Origin of the sequence: Cupriavidus necator (assembly GCF_040578825.1) — a bacterium.
GTDB lineage: Bacteria > Pseudomonadota > Gammaproteobacteria > Burkholderiales > Burkholderiaceae > Cupriavidus > Cupriavidus necator_E.
The window spans coordinates 15,153-32,089 of the sequence record NZ_JBEFLI010000033.1 but is presented as its reverse complement, the minus strand read 5'-3'; the positions used below and the strand labels follow the sequence as shown (position 1 = coordinate 32,089).

The following is a 16,937-nucleotide window of genomic DNA, read 5'->3' as shown; positions in this document are numbered from 1 at the left end:
GGTGCGTTTATTGTTGCGTCGCAGCATACCATAGTCGACGTGGCGGTCACGCGAACCAGGCCGGGCTGTCTGAGATGCGCCACAGTAAACTTAACGTTACATTTTTCCCTGCCTCCGGCGATTTCTCAGAAATGGCAAAAGGCGCAAGAAAGCTCACGAAAGCATGCGGATCGCAGGCAGATCAGTGAGATTGCCGATGACTTGTTCTAACGCAGCTAAGTGTCAAGCCGCGCTGACGGTCCGCTCCTTGCGCCATGCGGAGCATGTCTATGAATCGGCGCGTGACTGGCCTCAGGTCAGAGGATTCTCAGTGCGGGCCGATCACTGTGCCGAGGCTAAAAGCCCTGGCTTGCCTGAACCGGCAAGCCAGGGCTGGCGACAGGAGAACTGGCCGCTCAGCGGTCGGCCACGCGCTGCCAGCCCTCGGGCGAGAAGCTGCGAATCGCCTTGGCGCGCGCTGCGGTGCCCGCACCCAGGTTGCGCTCGTAGAACACGTCATCGCTGCCGAGCAGGAAGGTATGCACACCGGTCACGCCGTAGCGGGCGGGCCAGGCAATAAAGCCGAATTTGGCATCGCTACCACGCGCTGGCGGCAGCAGGCGGTAGTAATAGCCGTAGAAGGCATCGGCCGGGGGCGTGTCCGGGCCCATCGCCAGCGCATCGGGGCCGATCGGGCTGGCGTCCTGCTCGCTGGCCGCGGGCCAGTACAGGCCGTCGGTCTTGCCCGGCGTGCTGACCAGCTTCGTGGCATAGCGGCCCTGCCCTGCCTGCGCGGCATAGCGCTGCTGCGCGTCGGCCAGCACCTGCAGCGCCTCCAGCGTGACCAGCTCGTTGCGGCCCAGATGGCGGCGGCGCACTTCCTGCTTGCCGGCGCGCAGGTCGAAGGCCCAGCCATCGTTGTGCCGCACCAGCGGCGCCGGGAAGGTCCAGCCGCTTTGGCCGACCTCCACGTGCGCACGGCGCTCGCCGTCGGTCTTCACCGCATGGTGGCGCGCCCAGGCACCGAGAAACTCATAGAGGTCGTCCTGATCGATGCCGCCGGGCGGCACCAGCGAACGGTACTGTTTGCCGAGCACGCGGCCGAGTGCGTCGTCGTCGCTGCGCGCGATCGCATCGCCCAGCGCCTCGGCCGCGGCATCGGGGCTGGGAAAGACCTGCTGTGCCAGCGCCGGCAGGCTTGCACAGAGACCCGCGCACAGTGCCGCGGCGGCCAGCGCGCGCCATCCGGCCGCAGGGAAGGAATTGCCCGTCATGCGCGTCATGATTTACCTCCGACCATGGCCGAAATGTTCGCCGCCGCCACCGCCACGCAGGCGCTCGGCACCGCCGCCCGGCTCGCGCAAGCCGCCGCCCTGGCTGAAGGCGGCCGGGTGCGCCTGCGGGGCCTCGCGCTGCGACAGCGATGCACGCTGGTTCTGCTGGCGCACGCGCTCGCCGTTGCCGGCATCGTGCAGCGCACTGTCGCGGTTGGCATTGCGCGCGCGGTCGCGCGCCTGGGCCTGGTCGGCGCGCTGGCGGTCGGCGCCCGCCGGCCGAGGATTCTGCACGGTGTTGCCGCCCGCACCGACGCGCGAGCGCTCGGCCAGCCCGCCGGCATGGCCGGGAATGGACTGGCCGGTGCGGCCCTGGAAAGATTGCGCCGCGCGGTCGCGCGCCTGGTCGCGCGCCGAAGGCTGGTGCTGCACGCCGCCGGCGCCCAGTCGTTGACTGCCGAGCTGCCGGTTGGCCAGGCCTGCCTGGCGCTGCTGATCAAAACGGTTGCGCACCGCCGGGTTGTTGTACGGCACATTGCCGCGGTTGGCGGGATTGTGCTGCCAGCTCACGTTGGTCCGGTTGACGTCCAGGCGCTGGTTGACGTTGATGTTGTTGTAGCGGTTGACGTTGATATTGACGTCATGACGGCCCCAGTCGAACCCGCCCCACATCGCGTCGACGGCCGCCACGCCCAGCCCGAAACCGATGCCCGCCACCAGGGACGTGGCAAACACGGAACCGGGCGGCGGCGGATAGTAGGCCGGCGGGTAGCTCGGATACGGCCACGCGCCGTAGACCACCGTCGGGTTGTAGGTGGGCACATAGACTACCTGCGGGTTGGCCGGCTCGATCTGCACAACCGTGGTGCCGCCCGTGGTCTGCGTGACCACCTTCTGCTGTTCCGTGGTCTTCAGCGTACCGGCCTTCTGCGCCTGCGTGCGCAGGCGCTGGACCGAGTCCATCACATCGTTGGGCTGGGCCAGGAAGGCGTCGCCGAGCGACTGCACCCATTGCGGCTGCCGGCCCATCATGTCGAGCACCGACGGGAACGCCGCGAGCGACTGCACGCTGGGATCCCAGGACTGGCTGGCGACCGCCTTGGTTGCGGCATCCCCCGACAGCCCCGGATTGGATTTGGACCATTGCGCCGCGGCGGCAACGTCAGCCGGATACGTGGCCGCCATCAGCACCTGCGACAGCAGCGCATCCGGATACAGCGCAATCGGCGCGGCGAGCTGGTCGAGCTGCGCATTGCCGGGTTTGGTCTGCGCCTGCGCGCCCGCGAGCGGCGCGGCCAGCATCAGTGCGAGGCACCATGCGAAGAGATGTCTGAAACGTTGCATGTTCGCTCCCCACAATCAGCGCAGGTGACAGCCTGCTGCCCGGTTTGCGCACTCAGCGACGTTGCTGCGTGCACTCCTGCCGATACGCTTCTTCCAGGCGCTTGCGATCGGCCTGGCGTTCGAGCGCCGGATACGTGCGCCCGTCGGCGGTGGTCACCGACGATTTGCCCTCGGCCCACTGCGGCCCCGCGGGCAGTGCGTTGATCTTGTCGAGCAACGACTGGCAGTGCTGCCGCTGCGACGCCGACAAAGTGCCATCCGGTCCTTCCACCACCGCCGTGGCTTCATCCAGCATCCGCGGCGGTGGCGGTGCCACCATCGGCGTGCCTGCTGCCGCGGCCGCAGCGGCGTTGCTCGCTGCATTGCCGGCGGCCAGCGCCGGAACCACTACCATCGCGGCGCATGCCAGCACGCCCGCCTTGATCAGGAACTTCGTCAAACCAATACTCCAGGACCGTGCGCGATACCTGGAGACAGCAGGGTCGCGGCACGGTATGTTGCGGAAACCGTCCGCCTCTAGCGGTCACTGCCATCGCCATCGCGGCGGCCGGTACGGTTGCGCAGCAGCTCTAGCCTGAGCAGCGCGTCCGCAAGCATACCCTTGAGCCGGGCATTCTCTTCCTGCAGGTCGCGCAGCTTGCGCCCGTCGCGCGCATCGCCCTGGCCCGGCTGCGCGTAGCGCGCGCGCCATCCGTAGAACGAGGCATCGCTGAAGCCATAGCGTGCGCACAGCTCACGCACCGGCACGCCGCTGGCCGCTTCGGCCAGGTAGCTGCGGATCTGTTCTTCTGAATAGCGTCTGTTCACGAATCTCTCCGCTATGCACGGCGCCCGACCGTGCCGACTCTGGCGGTACGTTAGCCCACCCCCGCGCCAAAAGGCAATTCAGTGTCTTCGCTGACGAGTCAAGCAAATTTTCGCGCCGATGCAGGCCCGTGCCAGTGCTACGACGACATCTTCAGGTGGGCCGGGTCCAGGCATTGCACAGCGTCTTCTGATTTTTACAGGTGGAATTTCACGCCGGTAATTTAAACCGCTGCGTCAGGCTTGCTGGCGGTTTTTTCTGCCGCAGATGGCGTCATCCTGGTCCAGATTCAGTCACCCCAAATTGGAATTCATTTTGTTTCATCGCTGCAGCAGCCGGAAAATATCGCGCGCGTGGCAATGCGCAGGACTGGAAGCAAGACACTTCTTACAAAAAAATCGTGTCATCTCAATGACCGTGTGGATCGCATTTCCAGCGATGTCAGAGCATTCAGAAAAATCTGAAGAAAGCGAAATCAGAACACTGGCCCCAAATCTGGTTTCTATGATTTTCCCTAATCGTGTATTAGTATTCCTCGGCAACAACTTAATTTCACACGCCTTCGCAATGCGCCACACGGCGCTGGCAGAAAGGCAGCCTGGCTAGCTTCTGCGCCGCTTTGCGCGCCATGTCTTGCGCCGCCTCTGGCGCACAGCGCCGTTTGCTTCAGACCAAAAAAACAAACAAAGTCGCGAAATCGGGAGAAGTCGGAATGCGGCACGTCAGTACCAAGCTATTGCACGTCTTTGTGCTCATCATGGAATACCGCGACCTGAACGCCGTGGCGGCCTGCATGCAGGGACGCGTCCCCACCATTGCCTACAGCCTCGAGCGCTTGCGCGAGATCACTGGCGATCCGTTGTTCGTCAAGTGCAACGGCATGCTCGAGCCAACTCCGCATGCGCTGCGGCTGGAGTCGACCGCGCGCCAGATCCTCGCCAAGTGGCAACTGCTGGTGCGCCCCGGAGAATGCGGACTGCCTCGCCGCCACGACGGCGGCCGGCGCGTTTCGATCGGCTTTTCATCGTCGATCGGCGATCCCGTCATCACCGAGATCCTGACCTCGCTATGCGAGAAGTTTCCGCATGACAGCTTTATCACCCGGCCGGTGATTGCCGATGCCGTGCTCGCCGCCAACCTCGATGCCGGCGAACTGGACTGCGCCTTCATCGTCGATGGCGGCCACGATCCGGAACATGTGCGCCAGCAGAACATCATGGCCACGCCGCGCCGGCTGGTCAGCGCCACGCGCGAAGGCCGCTATGACGAAGGTGAAAGCGAATGGATCCTGCTGCAGGAAGACTGCGAGGCCAGCAGCCCGCTGCGCGCATTCCTGAGCCGGCAGGCCAGTACGCCCGGCCACCGCGAGACCGTGGTGCCGTCATGGCATACGCAGATCACGCTGATGCATTCGGCCGGCGGCGTCTGCCCCGTGCTGGACTTCAACGTGCCGCTGGTCACGCGCGAACGCAAGGCCCGCTTGCTGGCGCCGCCGAGCAGCTTCCCCGAATGGGCCGCGCTGCATTTCTGGTCGCCTGAGCGCGGGCGCGACCCGGGCGTGCTGCGCGACATCATGGAAGTGGGCAGCGCCGTGCTGCGCGACCCGCTCGCGACCATCGAAGGCCGCCGCAAGGACGCCCGGCAGCGCAAGGCGAGCGCGTGTCTGCCTGAGGGACTTACCTGAGAGCCTGCCAGCGGCCCTCCTCGCAGCCGGCCGCTTATTGCAATCCTGAGACATTTTTCCGGGCTCAGCCCCTGCGCTACACTCGCGCCCCATGAGCCCGGCCCGGCATGCCCGACTGCAGTCGCGGTTTGCGAATTCTCCTAGTTTCTCGCACAAGCGCCGCCGGTATCCTGCCCTGGCATTGCCGCGCTTCGGCCGTCTCCCGTTTGGCCCGGATCCGTGGCGATGCACGCAGTTGTCAGGCGTCGTTGTCTGGCGTCGTTCTTGCGCCGCACGTTCACCGACGTGCGGCGTTTTCTTAAGATCGGTCTTAAGACCCTGCACTAAGACCGACCTTACGATCGATACGGTCCATGCCGGCACCGCCGCAACAAGAACCGAGGAGCAACCCGATGGCATTGAGGATACTGATTGCCGACGACCATCCTGTGGTGAGCGCGGCCGTTGCCGACCGCTTGCGGACCCAGACCGGGTGGGAGGTCTGCGGCAGCGTGACCAGCGCAACGGCGCTGCTGAACAGTGTCGAGGTGCTGCGTCCCGATGTCGTGATCACCGATTACCACATGCCGGTGCAGCAGGAAGGCAACAGCGACGGGCTGCGCCTGCTGTCCAGCCTGCGGCGACGCCATCCTTCGCTGGCGGTCATCGTGCTGACCATGATCACCAACCCGCTGGTGCTGCGTTCCATCCTCGACACGCAGGTGCACGGACTGCTGCTGAAGGATGCGCCGCTGTCGGAGCTGGTCACCATGGTATGCCGCATCCAGCGCGGCTTCCACTACATCGGCAAGTCGGCGATGGAGGTGTTGTCGCAGGCCGATCCGGGCAGTCCGGCGTCGGGACTCGCCGGCGCGGAACGCCTGTCCACGCGCGAGATGGAAGTGTTACGGCTGTACCTGGCCGGCCGTTCGGTCAGCGCGATCGCCAGCCTGCTGTGCCGCAGCGTCAAGACCATCAGCCGGCAGAAGAACTGCGCCATGCACAAGCTCGGCGTCACCAATGACCGCGAGCTGTTCGAGTTTGCGGCGCTCAACGGCATGCTGCTGACGGCTTCGTAAGCGTCAGCGGTATGCGGGAATATCAGCCGGCGTCGGCCGCTTCGGCCATTTCCGCATTGCGCGCCAGCGCATGGGCGATGCCCGCTTCAAGTTGCGCCAGCCCGCGCGACAAATCCTGCATCGTCGCTGCCGACACTTCGGCCAGCACGTCTTCCAGGAAGGCAGAGCGCACCGGCATCAGCTGTGCCACGAGCTCCTGCCCTGCCTGCGACAACGTCACATGCGTCACGCGGTTATCGCGCTCGGAGGTCGAACGCTCTACCCAGCCGAGTTCCTGCATTGCCTTGAGCTGGCGCGTCAACGCACCGGGGTCCATGCCGACGCGATCCGCCAGCGCTTTCTGCGCAATCGCATCGTGCTGCTGGTGCAGCGCGTGCAGGATGCGCCAGCGCGCCAGCGGCAGGCCCAGGCGCTGCTCGAACGCCGCCGCATAGGCGCGATAGGTGCGGCCAAACTGCTGCAAGGCGGCCACGCTTTGTCGCTCCAGTTCCATCCGTTCTCCTCAGGGTCGTTGCTGGCCAGTATCTTAGTCTGCCGCCATGGCCGGCGCCGCGCTGCGCACCAGCTTCACCGGCGGCACCTGGCGTGCGAGCCACACGCCCAGCGCCGCGGCCACCGCGGCGGCAAGCAGCCCCAGGTGGATGGCGCTGACCAGCGACATGCGCGCCTGCTCCAGCAGCAGCGCACCATTGTGCCCGGCCTGGCCGAGCTGGCCCAGCAGCGCCACCTGCGACGCCTTGTCGATCAGCACCTGCGGATCGGCCATGCGCGCCGCCCACTGGCTGGCATTGGCCGCCGCCAGCGCGGTATCGACCCCGCCGGTGTAGCTGCGCGTGACCAGCGTGCCCACGATCGCCGTGCCCACCATGCCGCCCACCATGCGCAGCGACTGCAGCATGGCGGTGGCGATGCCAAGATGCTCGCGGCCCGCGGTCTGCTGCGCGAACACCGTCAGGTTCGGCATGATAAACCCCAGCCCGAAGCCGCCCACCAGCATGATTGCCATCAACAGGCCATGCGGCATACCGCGCGTCGCCTGCGTCAGCCCCAGGCAGGCGATCGCCAGCATGCCGAAGCCCGCATAGAGCATGGTATTGGGATGTTTGATGCGGGTGACAATGCGGCCGTTAAGGATGCTGCCAAGGGTGATGCAGACCACCAGTGGCGTGATCAGCAGGCCGGCTTCCTTCGGCGAATACCCGAAGCCGCCCTGGAACAGCAGCGGTGCATACAGCAGCAGCGCAAACATGGTGAAACCCGCGAACACCGACAACTGGAACAGCGGCGCCAGCCCCGGGTTGCGGAACATCTCCACCGGCAGGATCGGGTTGGCGCAGCGCTGCTCCCAGTGCCACAGCGCCACCAGCGCCGCCGCGGCCAGCACCAGCAGGCCGCCGGTATAGGCATCGAAGCCGCGCGCAGGCAGCAATTCCACGCTGAGCTGCATGCAACCGAGTCCCGCCGCCATCAGCAAGGCGCCGAGCCAGTCCACGCGGATCGGCCCGCTGTGCGATTGCTGGCGCAGGTGCGGCAGATAGCGCCACGCAAACCACAGCCCCAGCGCACCCACCGGCAGGTTGACATAGAACACCGCACGCCAGCCGTACCACTCAGTCAGCACCCCGCCCAGCGAAGGCCCGACGGCATTGGCGATGCCGAACGCCGCGCTGAGCATCACCTGCCAGCGCAGCCGCACATGCGAATCCGGGAACAGGTCGGCGATACAGGCGAAGGCCGTGCCCACCAGCATGCCGCCGCCGATGCCCTGCAGCGCGCGCGCCAGCACCAGGAACGGCATGCTCGGCGCCATTCCGCACAGCGCCGAGGCCACCAAGAACACCAGGATCGACGCCAGCACGAACGGCTTGCGCCCGTAGTAATCGCCCAACCTGCCGAAGATCGGCACGGTAATCACCGAGGTCAGCAGGTAGGCCGTCGCCACCCACGCGTAGTACTCGAAGCCCTGCAGCTCCGCCACCACCGTTGGCAGCGCGGTGCCGACCACGGTCTGGTCCAGCGCCACCAGCATCACCACAAAGGCCACGCCCAGCATCGCAAGGAGGGACTCGCGGAAGGGAAGGACCTGACCGTTGGCTTGACCGCTATGTGGCTGGGGCGTCATTTTGTTGCTCGATCAATCGTTGCGTTGTCAAGGATTATAGGACAACCCGCGAAGGAATGCAGGACTGATGCAGGCGGCAACGTGGCGTGTGCCGGGCTCCAGCCGCCGGAACTTGGGAAGGACCTGCACTAGCCCGGGTTGTTGCGCATCGATCCGATACCTACCATCTCGCCTCACGCGCCCCTCGCTCGCTGCGCATGCGTCGGACATCGATGCGTACCGCCAACGTGTCGAAGATGTGCTTGCCGCGATCGATCACGAGATCATCAAGCCGGCTGTGTGGAAATAAGAGGTGCCGCAATGAAAGCAAGATGGCCGTGCCGCTGAATGCACGGTTCAGGCGGTCCGGATTTCCGGCATCCTGGCGCGGGATGATCCCGACTTGGAATTTGCGCTCCGGAACGGCTAAAGTCGGGAACAACGACAACGGACCCACGCATGCAAAGGCCCCAGATCCTCACCTATGTCGACGCCGGCGCTTCCGACTGGACCGCATGCCTGATGCGTACCATCGGGCACCAGCTCCATGCCGGCGCCTACGAGATCCGCGCGGTCATGGCGGACGATATCCGGCACGACGCCACGCTGTTCGATGAGGCGGTGCTGTTTGTCATGCCGGGTGGCGCCGACCTGCCCTATTGCGCACTGCTGAACGGCGCGCCGAACGCGCGCATCCGGCATTTTGTCGAGCAGGGCGGCGTCTATCTGGGGATTTGTGCAGGGGCTTACTACGCGTGCCGCGAACTGGCGTTTCATGCCGGCACCCGGGGCGCCATCTGCGGCCCGCGCGAGCTGAGCTTTGTCGATGCGGTGGCGGTGGGCTCACTGCCCGAACTGACCGGCGGCAGGCTCTATGACGGCACGCCGCGCACCACGGCCGCGGTGGAGCTGCGGACCACCGACAGGCTGACCGGGGAGCCGGTGTCGCTCTATACGCACTACCATGGCGGCTGCCGTTTTGACTTCGGCGACGCACCGGGGCCCGACACGGAAGTGCTGGCCGTCTATGCGGATATCGACGGCACCCCGCCCGCCATTGTCAGTTCACGCGTCGGCAAGGGCCGCGCGGTGCTGACCGGGGTCCACCTCGAGATCTCCGAGCGGGAATGCAAGGACGCGCTGCGGGGACACAGCGATATGTCCGCACACCTCCATGTCTGCGAACGGCTGGCGCAAACCGGCGATGCACGGCTGGAAGTGTTTCGTCGGGTGCTGGCGCATGCGGGGCTTGTGCTCGACTGAAGTCACTCGATATTTGCCAGCCGCGTTCCCGCCGTCAGGAAGGTGCCCGCGGCCGCCTGCCACGTTACGCGGCCGGCGCGATGCGCGTGGACCTGCATCTCCATCTTCATCGCCTCCATCACGGCGATCAGGTCGCCTTCGTTGACCTCGTCGCCGACTGCGACCTTCCAGGCCTGCACGGTGCCGGCGATCGGGGACGGCAGAGCGGCGGCGTTGGTGGCTGCCGCCTGCGCCGGTGTCGTGGCACTGCCCTGCGCCGGGGCGTCGGCCAGACCCCGCAGCAGTTGCGCCGGCAGGCCGAGCACCATGCGGCGGCCGTCGATCTCGATGGCGGTGCGCAGCAGGCTGCCGTCGTGCTGGGGCTCGGCGCGTGCGGCCGCGGCCAGCGGCTCGGCGAAGTCGGACTCGATCCAGCGCGTGTGCACCTTGAAGCCATCCGCGCCGAGGAAATCGGCGTGGTCGATCACGGCACGGTGGAACGGCAGCACCGACGCCACGCCTTCAATGCGGAACTCGCGCAGCGCGCGGCGCGCGCGCGCCAGCGCCTGTTCGCGCGTCGCACCGGTCACGATCAGCTTGGCCATCAACGAATCGAACGTGCCAGGCACCACCGAGCCCGACTGCACACCCGAATCCACGCGCACGCCGGGACCCGACGGGGCCTCGAAGCGCTGCACCGGGCCGGGCGTGGGAAGAAAGCCGCGGCCCACGTCTTCGGCGTTGATGCGGAACTCGATCGCATGGCCCAGCGGTGCCGGCGTTTCAGTGATCGACAGCGGCAGGCCGTCAGCCACGCGCAGTTGCTCGATCACCAGGTCCACGCCCGTGGTCTGCTCGGTCACGGGGTGTTCGACCTGCAGCCGGGTGTTGACCTCCAGGAAGGAAATCGCGCCGCCGGTGCTGAGCAGGAATTCGACGGTGCCGGCGCTGGTATAGCCGGCGGCGGCGCAGATGTCGCGCGCGGCGGCGTGGATGCGCGCGCGCTGCGCGTCGGTCAGGAACGGTGCGGGCGCCTCTTCCACCAGCTTCTGGTTGCGGCGCTGCAGCGAGCAGTCGCGCGTGCCCAGCACCACCACATTGCCATGCTGGTCGGCCAGCACCTGCGCTTCGATATGGCGCGGCTTGTCAAGGAACTGCTCAACGAAACACTCGCCGCGGCCGAAGGCCGTGACCGCCTCGCGCACGGCCGAGGCGTACAGCTCCTCCACCTCATCCATGCGCCAGGCGATCTTCATGCCGCGGCCGCCGCCGCCGAAGGCGGCCTTGATAATGATCGGCAGGCCGTGCTTGTCGGCAAAGGCCAGTACCTCGTTAGCGTCCGTGACCGGGTCGGGCGTGCCGGCGACCAGCGGGGCGCCGACCTGCAAAGCGATCTTGCGTGCTTCCACCTTGTCGCCGAGCCGGGCGATCGTCTCCGGCGACGGGCCGATCCAGGTCAGGCCGGCATCGATCACCGCCCGGGCAAAGGCTTCGCTTTCCGACAGGAAGCCGTAGCCGGGATGCACGGCATCGGCACCGCTGCGGCGCGCGATATCGAGCAGCTTGGGGATGCTCAGGTAGGTATCCGCCGGGCGGTCGCCGTCCAGGCCGTAAGCCTCGTCGGCCAGGCGCGCATGCAGTGCGTCGATATCGGCGTTGGCATAGACGGCGACGGACCCCACGCCATAGTCGGCGCAGGCGCGGATGATGCGAACGGCGATTTCGCCACGGTTGGCAATCAGGACTTTTTTCATCACGCAAATCTCGGTTGGGGTGTGCGCGCTCAGGCGGCAGACGGCTGCAGTTCAGTCGATTTCAGTTCTTCGAAGGCGCCGACCGGGTTGAAGCGCAGCCAGGCGCCCACCGGGATCTGGCCAGCGCGGTCCAGATGGTGGGGTGCCACCGCGCCGATCACGGGATAGCCGCCGGTCAGCGGGTGGTCGGCCAGGAACAGCACGGGCTGGCCGCTCGGCGGCACCTGCAGCGCGCCGAGGGCGGTGCCCTCGCTGGGCAATTCGCCGGTGATGGCGCGCTCCAGCGGCATTTCGCCGGCCAGGCGCAAACCCACGCGGTTGGACTGTGGCGTAACCTGCCAGCGCTGCGCGGCGAGGCGCGCCACGGACTCGGGCGTGAACCAGTCGGTGCGGGGACCCAGCACCACGTCGAGCACCACGTCCTGTTCGATGGTGGGGAGGTCGGGGGCGGGCAACATTGGCATGCCGACCACGGCGCCCGCCGGCGCGGACAACAGGCCCAGCACGTCGCCCACTTTCAGCGGCGCAGGGCCGACGTTGGCCAGTGTGTCGGTGGCGCAGCTGCCCAGCACCGGCGCAACGGCAAAGCCGCCGCGTGCCGCCACATAGCAGCGGGCGCCGGCGACGGGCTGGCCAATGCTCAGCGTGTCGCCATCGGCGAGCGCCACGGCCTGGTGGCTCGGGACGCTCCATTGCCTGCCATCGGCGGTGCGCACCGTCAGCGGTGCATCGGCGCCGGTGACCGCCAGCACGGTTTCGCCGTGGCTCTGCAGTTGCAGGCCGCCGCCCACGGTCTCGAGCGCCGCGCCGTCGCTGCGGTTGCCCACCAGCCGGTTGGCTGTCTTGAGGGCCGCCTGGTCCATCGCGCCGGAGGCCGAGACCCCCTGGCCGGCCTGGCCGTGGCGGCCCAGATCCTGGAACACGGTCAGCAAACCCGTCCCCTTCACCTTCAGGGCCGCGTCGCCGGGCACGGCGCTTTGGTGGCCGCGGACATCGGCCGCCGGGGAAACATCGCGCACCGTCCCGCCAACGCTGCCAGCATCGAATGCGTCATCGAGCGTGGCGATATCGACAAACCGCACGCGATAGCCGGGCTGCAGCAGCGCGGGCTGTGCGCGGCCCAGGTCCCACATTGCCACCGGCGTGACGCCGATGATCTGCCAGCCACCGGGGCTGGCCTGCGGATACACACCGCTGAAGGTACCGGCCAGGCCCACGGCGCCGGCCGGAATGCGCGTGCGCGGCGTGCTTCGGCGCGGCACATCGAGGCTGGGATGGCCGCCGCTCAGGTAGGCAAAACCGGGAGCGAAGCCGGTGAAGGCAACGGTGTACTCGCTGCCGGTGTGGCGCCGCACCACTTCCTCGGGCGTGATGCGCAGCAGTTGCGCCACCTCGGCCAGGTCCTCGCCGTCATAGCGCACCGGAATCTCGACCAAAATGCTGCTGCGCTCGACGCGCTGTGACAGGTCGCGCGCGGCGATGGCCCGCACCAGCGCGGCGGCGCTGGTGGCCGACGGGCGGAAGTGCACGAGGATGGTGCGCGCGGCAGGCACCAGCTCGGCCACGCCGTGAAGGGGATCGCGCTGCAGCGAGGCCAGCAAGGCCAGCGTCTGGTCCAGGTCGGCCAGCTCCACCAGCAGCGCATTCGAAGTAACGGGCAGGAAACGCAAAACGAGCTCCGCAGTGACCCGGCGGTCTTAAACGTGATACGCGCTGTCAGGCACGTCGGTGATAAACATGTGGCCCGGCGCATGGGTCACGGCAAACGGCACGCCGGACGCCATCACGGCCGCCTGGGGCGTGACGCCGCAGGCCCAGAACACGGGGATCTCGCCCGGCTCGATCCGTACGGCGTCGCCGAAGTCGGGCTTGGCGATGTCGGCAATGCCCAGCGCGGCCGGATCGCCGACATGGACCGGCGCGCCGTGCACCGACGGAAAGCGAGCGGTGATGCAAACCGCATCGGCAACCCGATGCGCGGGGATGGGCCGCATGGACACCACCATCTCGCCATGCAGGCGGCCAGCTGGCCGGCACTGGCGGTTGGTGCGGTACATCGGCACGTTGCAGCCGTCGGCGATATGCCGCACCTCGATGCCGGCCGCTTGCAGCGGCGTTTCAAAGGTGAAGCTGCAGCCGATCAGGAAGGTGACCAGGTCCGGCTGCGCGGCCCACAGCGCCGTGGCCTCCGCCACTTCGTCCGCCAGCTTGCCGTCGCGCCAGACGCGATACAGCGGAATATCGGTGCGCAGGTCAGCCCCTTGCGCGAGCGCGGTCTGATATGCGCCCGCCTCGGTCACGTCGAGCACGGGACAGGCCTTCGGGTTGCGCTGCGCGTACAGCAGGAAGTCCCAGGCCCAGTCGCGCGGCAACGCGATCATGTTGGTTTGCGTCATGCCCGGCGCAATGCCGGCAGTTGGCTGCACCGTGCCGGCGCGATAGCTTGCGCGCGCTGCGCGGGCGGCACGGATGGCGTCTGAGGCGGCCATGGCGCGCTCCGGTGCGGAAGCTTGCATGCGTGTTTCTCCAGTGATTTCAGGTGCGGCTTGCCGGCTCAGGCGAACGCGCGGATGTTGACGCCGTCGCGCTCGAGTGCCTCGCGCACGGCGCGCGCCATGTCCAGCGCGCCGTCGCTGTCGCCATGCACGCAGATCGATTGCGCCTCCACGCGCGCCACGCTGCCGTCGATGGCCTGTACCGTGCCTTCACGCACCAGCCGCAGCATGCGTTGCGCCACTTCGGCGGCATCGTGCAGCACCGCGCCCTTTTCCCGCCGGGACACCAGCGTGCCCTGCGGCGTGTAGGCGCGATCGGCAAAGGCCTCGGCAATGACGCGCAAGCCGGCCTCTTGCGCCCAGCCCACCAGTGGCGACCCGGCCAGCGCGACCAGCACCAGCTCGGGATCGACCTTGAGGATGGCGGTGATCACGTCGCGCGCCTGGCGTTCGTCGGTGGCGATGGTGTTGTACAGCGCGCCGTGCGGCTTGACATAGCGCACCGTGGCGCCGACCGTCGCGGCCATTCCCGTCAGCGCGCTGATCTGGTAGATCACGCCGGCCACCAGGTCCGCACTGGCCACGTCCATGTTGCGGCGGCCGAAGCCCTGCAGGTCGGGGTAGGACACATGGGCGCCCACCGCAACGCCGCGGGCCCTGGCAGCCTTGAGCGTCTGCAGGATGCCGGCCGGATCGCCGGCGTGGAAACCGCAGGCCACGTTGGCGCTGCTGACGATATCCAGCATGGCGGCATCGTTGCCCATGTTCCATGCGCCAAAGCTTTCGCCCAGGTCGCTGTTGAGGTCGATCTGCATGATGTCAGGCTACCGTGCGCGAAGTTGCTGCGTCAGCCGGTCCTTCGGTGCCAGCCTCGGCTTCGCCGAGCAGTTCGCGCCCCTGCGTTTCCGGCAACAGCAGGCAGGCGACAACGACCAGCCCATAGGCGCCCGCAGCGAGATACCCGATGGCGACGCCCAGCGACATCGTCGCGCTCATATGCCCGATCATGGCCGGGAACACCGAGCCGACCGCGCGGCCGAAGTTGTAGGAAAAACCTTGCCCGGAGCCGCGGATATGGCTCGGATAGAGCTCCGTCAGGTAAGCGCCCATGCCCGAGAAGATGCCGGACAGGAAGAAGCCCAGCGGGAAGCCCAGCAGCAGCATCGCCGCGTCGGTGATCGGCAGCTGCGTATAGCAGATCACGAGGATGGCCGCGCTCACCGCGAACAGCATGAAGCAACGCCGGCGCCCCAGGTGGTCGGACAGCCAGGCACTGGTGAGGTAACCGGCGAAGGAGCCCGCGATCAGCACCATCAGGTAGCCGCTGGTGTTGAGCACGGACAGGTTGCGCTCCATCTTCAGGTAGGTGGGCAGCCAGGTCGTCACCGAGTAGTAGGCACCTTGCATGCCGGTCGCCAGCAGGCTGGCCAGCACCGTGACGCGCAGCACGCCAGGCTTGAAGATCAGCATGAAGTTATTGCTTTGCCCGGTGCGGGCCAGCTTGGCCCTGGTTTCCTGATACACCGCGGGCTCGCTGATATTGCGGCGGATATAGAGGATAAAGATCGCCGGCAGCACACCGGTCCAGAACAGCACGCGCCATGCGTATTGCTGGTCGAACGCGGCATAGATCGCCCAGAAGGCAATCGCCGACAGGCCCCAGCCGACGGCCCAGCTGCTTTGCACCAGGCCCACGGCCTTGCCGCGGTGGCGGGCACGGATCATCTCGGCGATCAGTACCGAACCGACCGACCATTCGCCGCCGAACCCGAGGCCTTGCAGCATGCGGGTCACGAACAGCTGCTCCGGAGACTGGGTGAATCCGCTCAGGAAGGTAAAGAAGCTGAACCAGAGCACGGTCAGCTGCAGGATCCGCACGCGGCCGTATTTGTCGGCCAGGATGCCGGCCAGCCAGCCGCCCACGGCCGAGCTGATCAGCGCGCCCGTCGCGATGTAGCCGGCCTCGGCCTTGGTCATGCCCCACACCAGGATGAAGGTGGGGATCATGAAGGTGTAGATCATGTAGTCGAATGCATCGACGCCATAGCCGACGAAGGCGGCAAAGAGCGTCTTGCGCTCTGTCTGCGTTGTTTCTTTAAGCCACATGGTTTGCGCTCACTATCGATATGGATAAAGCGTGTACAAGGCTCGTCGCGCTTTCGTCACGACGATGTTCCGGTAGCGAGCGGTAACGCTATCCAGCGGCGCTGCTCCCCAGCGCTGTTTAGCAAAATACATACCACGTTGAGATATCGGCATGTATTACTCAACCACCTTGGCGGTATTGTTCAACAATCAAATGGCTCGATCGATCGTGGTATACACCTAAGCCAGCGGGGAAGGCGCGGTTGGCACCAATCATGTGCATATTGTTCAACAAAGTGCGCTACCATCCCGGCACAGGGGCATGCCGGTACCAGCCGGCCCCATTCAAGCCAACATGACCACCAGTACTGACGTAAGAAATTTGGCCGAGCGGGTCACGGAACAGATGCGCCAGCGCATCGTGCGTGGCGACTTCGCGCCGGGGCAGCGCTTGTCGGAAGCCGCGCTAAGCGAAAGCCTGCAGATCTCGCGCAATACCTTGCGCGAGACCTTTCGCGTGCTGACCAAGGAAGGGCTGCTCAAGCACGAACCCAACCGCGGCGTGTCCGTGGCGATTCCGAGCATCGCGGCCATCATCGATATCTACCGCGTGCGCCGCATGATCGAATGCCAGGCGATCGCCCAGGCCTACCCCAGCCATCCGGCCAGGAAGCACATGCGCGAAGCGGTGGAAACGGGACTGCGCTGCCGCGACAACGGCGACTGGCAAGGGGCGGGCACCGCCAATATGGAATTCCACATGGCCATCGTGGAACTGGCCGACAGCGAGCGGCTGAACGTGATGTTCTCCCACTTGCTGGCCGAACTGCGCCTGGCTTTCGGCTTGCTGCAGGATCCGGAATTCCTGCATGGCCCTTATGTCGAGATGAACCAGCACATCCTGCAGCTGTTCGAGTCGGGCAAGCTGGCGGAGTGTGCCGCGGCCCTCAACGACTACCTGGTGCAGTCCGAGCGGATCGTGCTGTCGGTTTGCGCGCGCCACCCGGTTTTCAAGGGGCGTTGAGTGCTGGCGCGCAAATGCGCAGGCCCGGCGATATGCAGGCCCATCTGGTGGCCTGCGCACCGGTGGCGCGCAGCCCCGCCAATCCGGCGCCC

16 protein-coding genes are annotated in these 16,937 nt (G+C 66.6%); 4 read left to right on the top strand and 12 right to left on the bottom strand.

Annotated features, from left to right (window positions below):
* Positions 1-395: 395 nt before the first annotated feature.
* The 4 genes from AB1I47_RS17560 to AB1I47_RS17545 form a co-directional block, all read right to left on the bottom strand.
* The gene (locus tag AB1I47_RS17560) at positions 396-1,262 is read right to left on the bottom strand and encodes a DUF2950 family protein (RefSeq protein ID WP_354685018.1); all 867 of its coding nucleotides are present in this window, start codon (positions 1,260-1,262) and stop codon (positions 396-398) included.
* Positions 1,263-1,265: 3 nt separating this feature from the next.
* Positions 1,266-2,597 carry a DUF3300 domain-containing protein gene (locus AB1I47_RS17555; RefSeq protein ID WP_354685017.1) on the bottom strand — a complete coding sequence of 444 codons (1,332 nt, stop codon included), beginning with the start codon at positions 2,595-2,597 and terminating at the stop codon, positions 1,266-1,268.
* Positions 2,598-2,649: 52 nt separating this feature from the next.
* Positions 2,650-3,036, bottom strand: coding sequence for a hypothetical protein (locus tag AB1I47_RS17550; RefSeq protein ID WP_354685016.1), 387 nt, complete (start codon positions 3,034-3,036; stop codon positions 2,650-2,652).
* A 77-nt stretch (positions 3,037-3,113) separates the two neighbouring features.
* Positions 3,114-3,404 (bottom strand): transposase, encoded by a 291-nt coding sequence (locus AB1I47_RS17545; protein WP_354685015.1) that lies wholly within the window; start codon positions 3,402-3,404, stop codon positions 3,114-3,116.
* Positions 3,405-4,114: 710 nt separating this feature from the next.
* On the opposite strand from AB1I47_RS17545, the gene AB1I47_RS17540 reads away from it, so the two are divergent.
* Both AB1I47_RS17540 and AB1I47_RS17535 read left to right on the top strand, forming a co-directional pair.
* Positions 4,115-5,086: a LysR family transcriptional regulator gene (locus AB1I47_RS17540; RefSeq protein WP_354685014.1), complete on the top strand. Its 972-nt coding sequence runs from the start codon at positions 4,115-4,117 to the stop codon at positions 5,084-5,086.
* A gap of 392 nt (positions 5,087-5,478) precedes the next feature.
* The gene (locus AB1I47_RS17535) at positions 5,479-6,144 is read left to right on the top strand and encodes a response regulator (protein ID WP_354685013.1); all 666 of its coding nucleotides are present in this window, start codon (positions 5,479-5,481) and stop codon (positions 6,142-6,144) included.
* A gap of 22 nt (positions 6,145-6,166) precedes the next feature.
* On the opposite strand, the gene AB1I47_RS17530 is transcribed toward AB1I47_RS17535, so the two are convergent.
* From AB1I47_RS17530 to AB1I47_RS17520, 3 genes are all read right to left on the bottom strand, one after another.
* A complete protein-coding gene (locus tag AB1I47_RS17530; protein WP_354685012.1) occupies positions 6,167-6,637 on the bottom strand; it encodes a MarR family winged helix-turn-helix transcriptional regulator in 471 nt (156 codons plus the stop codon).
* Between the two features lie 33 nt (positions 6,638-6,670).
* Entirely contained in the window at positions 6,671-8,266 is a 1,596-nt protein-coding gene (locus AB1I47_RS17525) for an MDR family MFS transporter (protein WP_354685011.1), read from the bottom strand.
* Between the two features lie 160 nt (positions 8,267-8,426).
* Positions 8,427-8,693, bottom strand: a complete 267-nt coding sequence (locus AB1I47_RS17520) for a hypothetical protein (RefSeq protein ID WP_354685010.1) — start codon at positions 8,691-8,693, stop codon at positions 8,427-8,429.
* Positions 8,694-8,704: 11 nt separating this feature from the next.
* Here AB1I47_RS17520 and AB1I47_RS17515 point away from each other — a divergent pair, with 11 nt between their 5' ends.
* Entirely contained in the window at positions 8,705-9,508 is an 804-nt protein-coding gene (locus tag AB1I47_RS17515; RefSeq protein ID WP_354685009.1) for a BPL-N domain-containing protein, read from the top strand.
* A 2-nt stretch (positions 9,509-9,510) separates the two neighbouring features.
* On the opposite strand, the gene AB1I47_RS17510 is transcribed toward AB1I47_RS17515, so the two are convergent.
* From AB1I47_RS17510 to AB1I47_RS17490, 5 genes are read right to left on the bottom strand one after another with little or no spacing between them, the layout of a single operon-like run.
* Positions 9,511-11,241 (bottom strand): acetyl/propionyl/methylcrotonyl-CoA carboxylase subunit alpha, encoded by a 1,731-nt coding sequence (locus AB1I47_RS17510; protein ID WP_354685008.1) that lies wholly within the window; start codon positions 11,239-11,241, stop codon positions 9,511-9,513.
* Positions 11,242-11,270: 29 nt separating this feature from the next.
* Positions 11,271-12,911 (bottom strand): 5-oxoprolinase subunit PxpB, encoded by a 1,641-nt coding sequence (gene pxpB / locus AB1I47_RS17505; protein WP_354685007.1) that lies wholly within the window; start codon positions 12,909-12,911, stop codon positions 11,271-11,273.
* Positions 12,912-12,938: 27 nt separating this feature from the next.
* The gene (locus AB1I47_RS17500; RefSeq protein WP_354685006.1) at positions 12,939-13,757 is read right to left on the bottom strand and encodes a putative hydro-lyase; all 819 of its coding nucleotides are present in this window, start codon (positions 13,755-13,757) and stop codon (positions 12,939-12,941) included.
* 38 nt (positions 13,758-13,795) lie between these two features.
* On the bottom strand, positions 13,796-14,551 hold the full coding sequence (locus AB1I47_RS17495) for a LamB/YcsF family protein (RefSeq protein ID WP_354685005.1): 756 nt from the start codon (positions 14,549-14,551) through the stop codon (positions 13,796-13,798).
* Positions 14,552-14,555: 4 nt separating this feature from the next.
* The gene (locus AB1I47_RS17490) at positions 14,556-15,842 is read right to left on the bottom strand and encodes an MFS transporter (protein ID WP_354685004.1); all 1,287 of its coding nucleotides are present in this window, start codon (positions 15,840-15,842) and stop codon (positions 14,556-14,558) included.
* 334 nt (positions 15,843-16,176) lie between these two features.
* On the opposite strand from AB1I47_RS17490, the gene AB1I47_RS17485 reads away from it, so the two are divergent.
* A complete protein-coding gene (locus tag AB1I47_RS17485) occupies positions 16,177-16,845 on the top strand; it encodes a GntR family transcriptional regulator (RefSeq protein WP_354685003.1) in 669 nt (222 codons plus the stop codon).
* Positions 16,846-16,937: the final 92 nt, after the last annotated feature.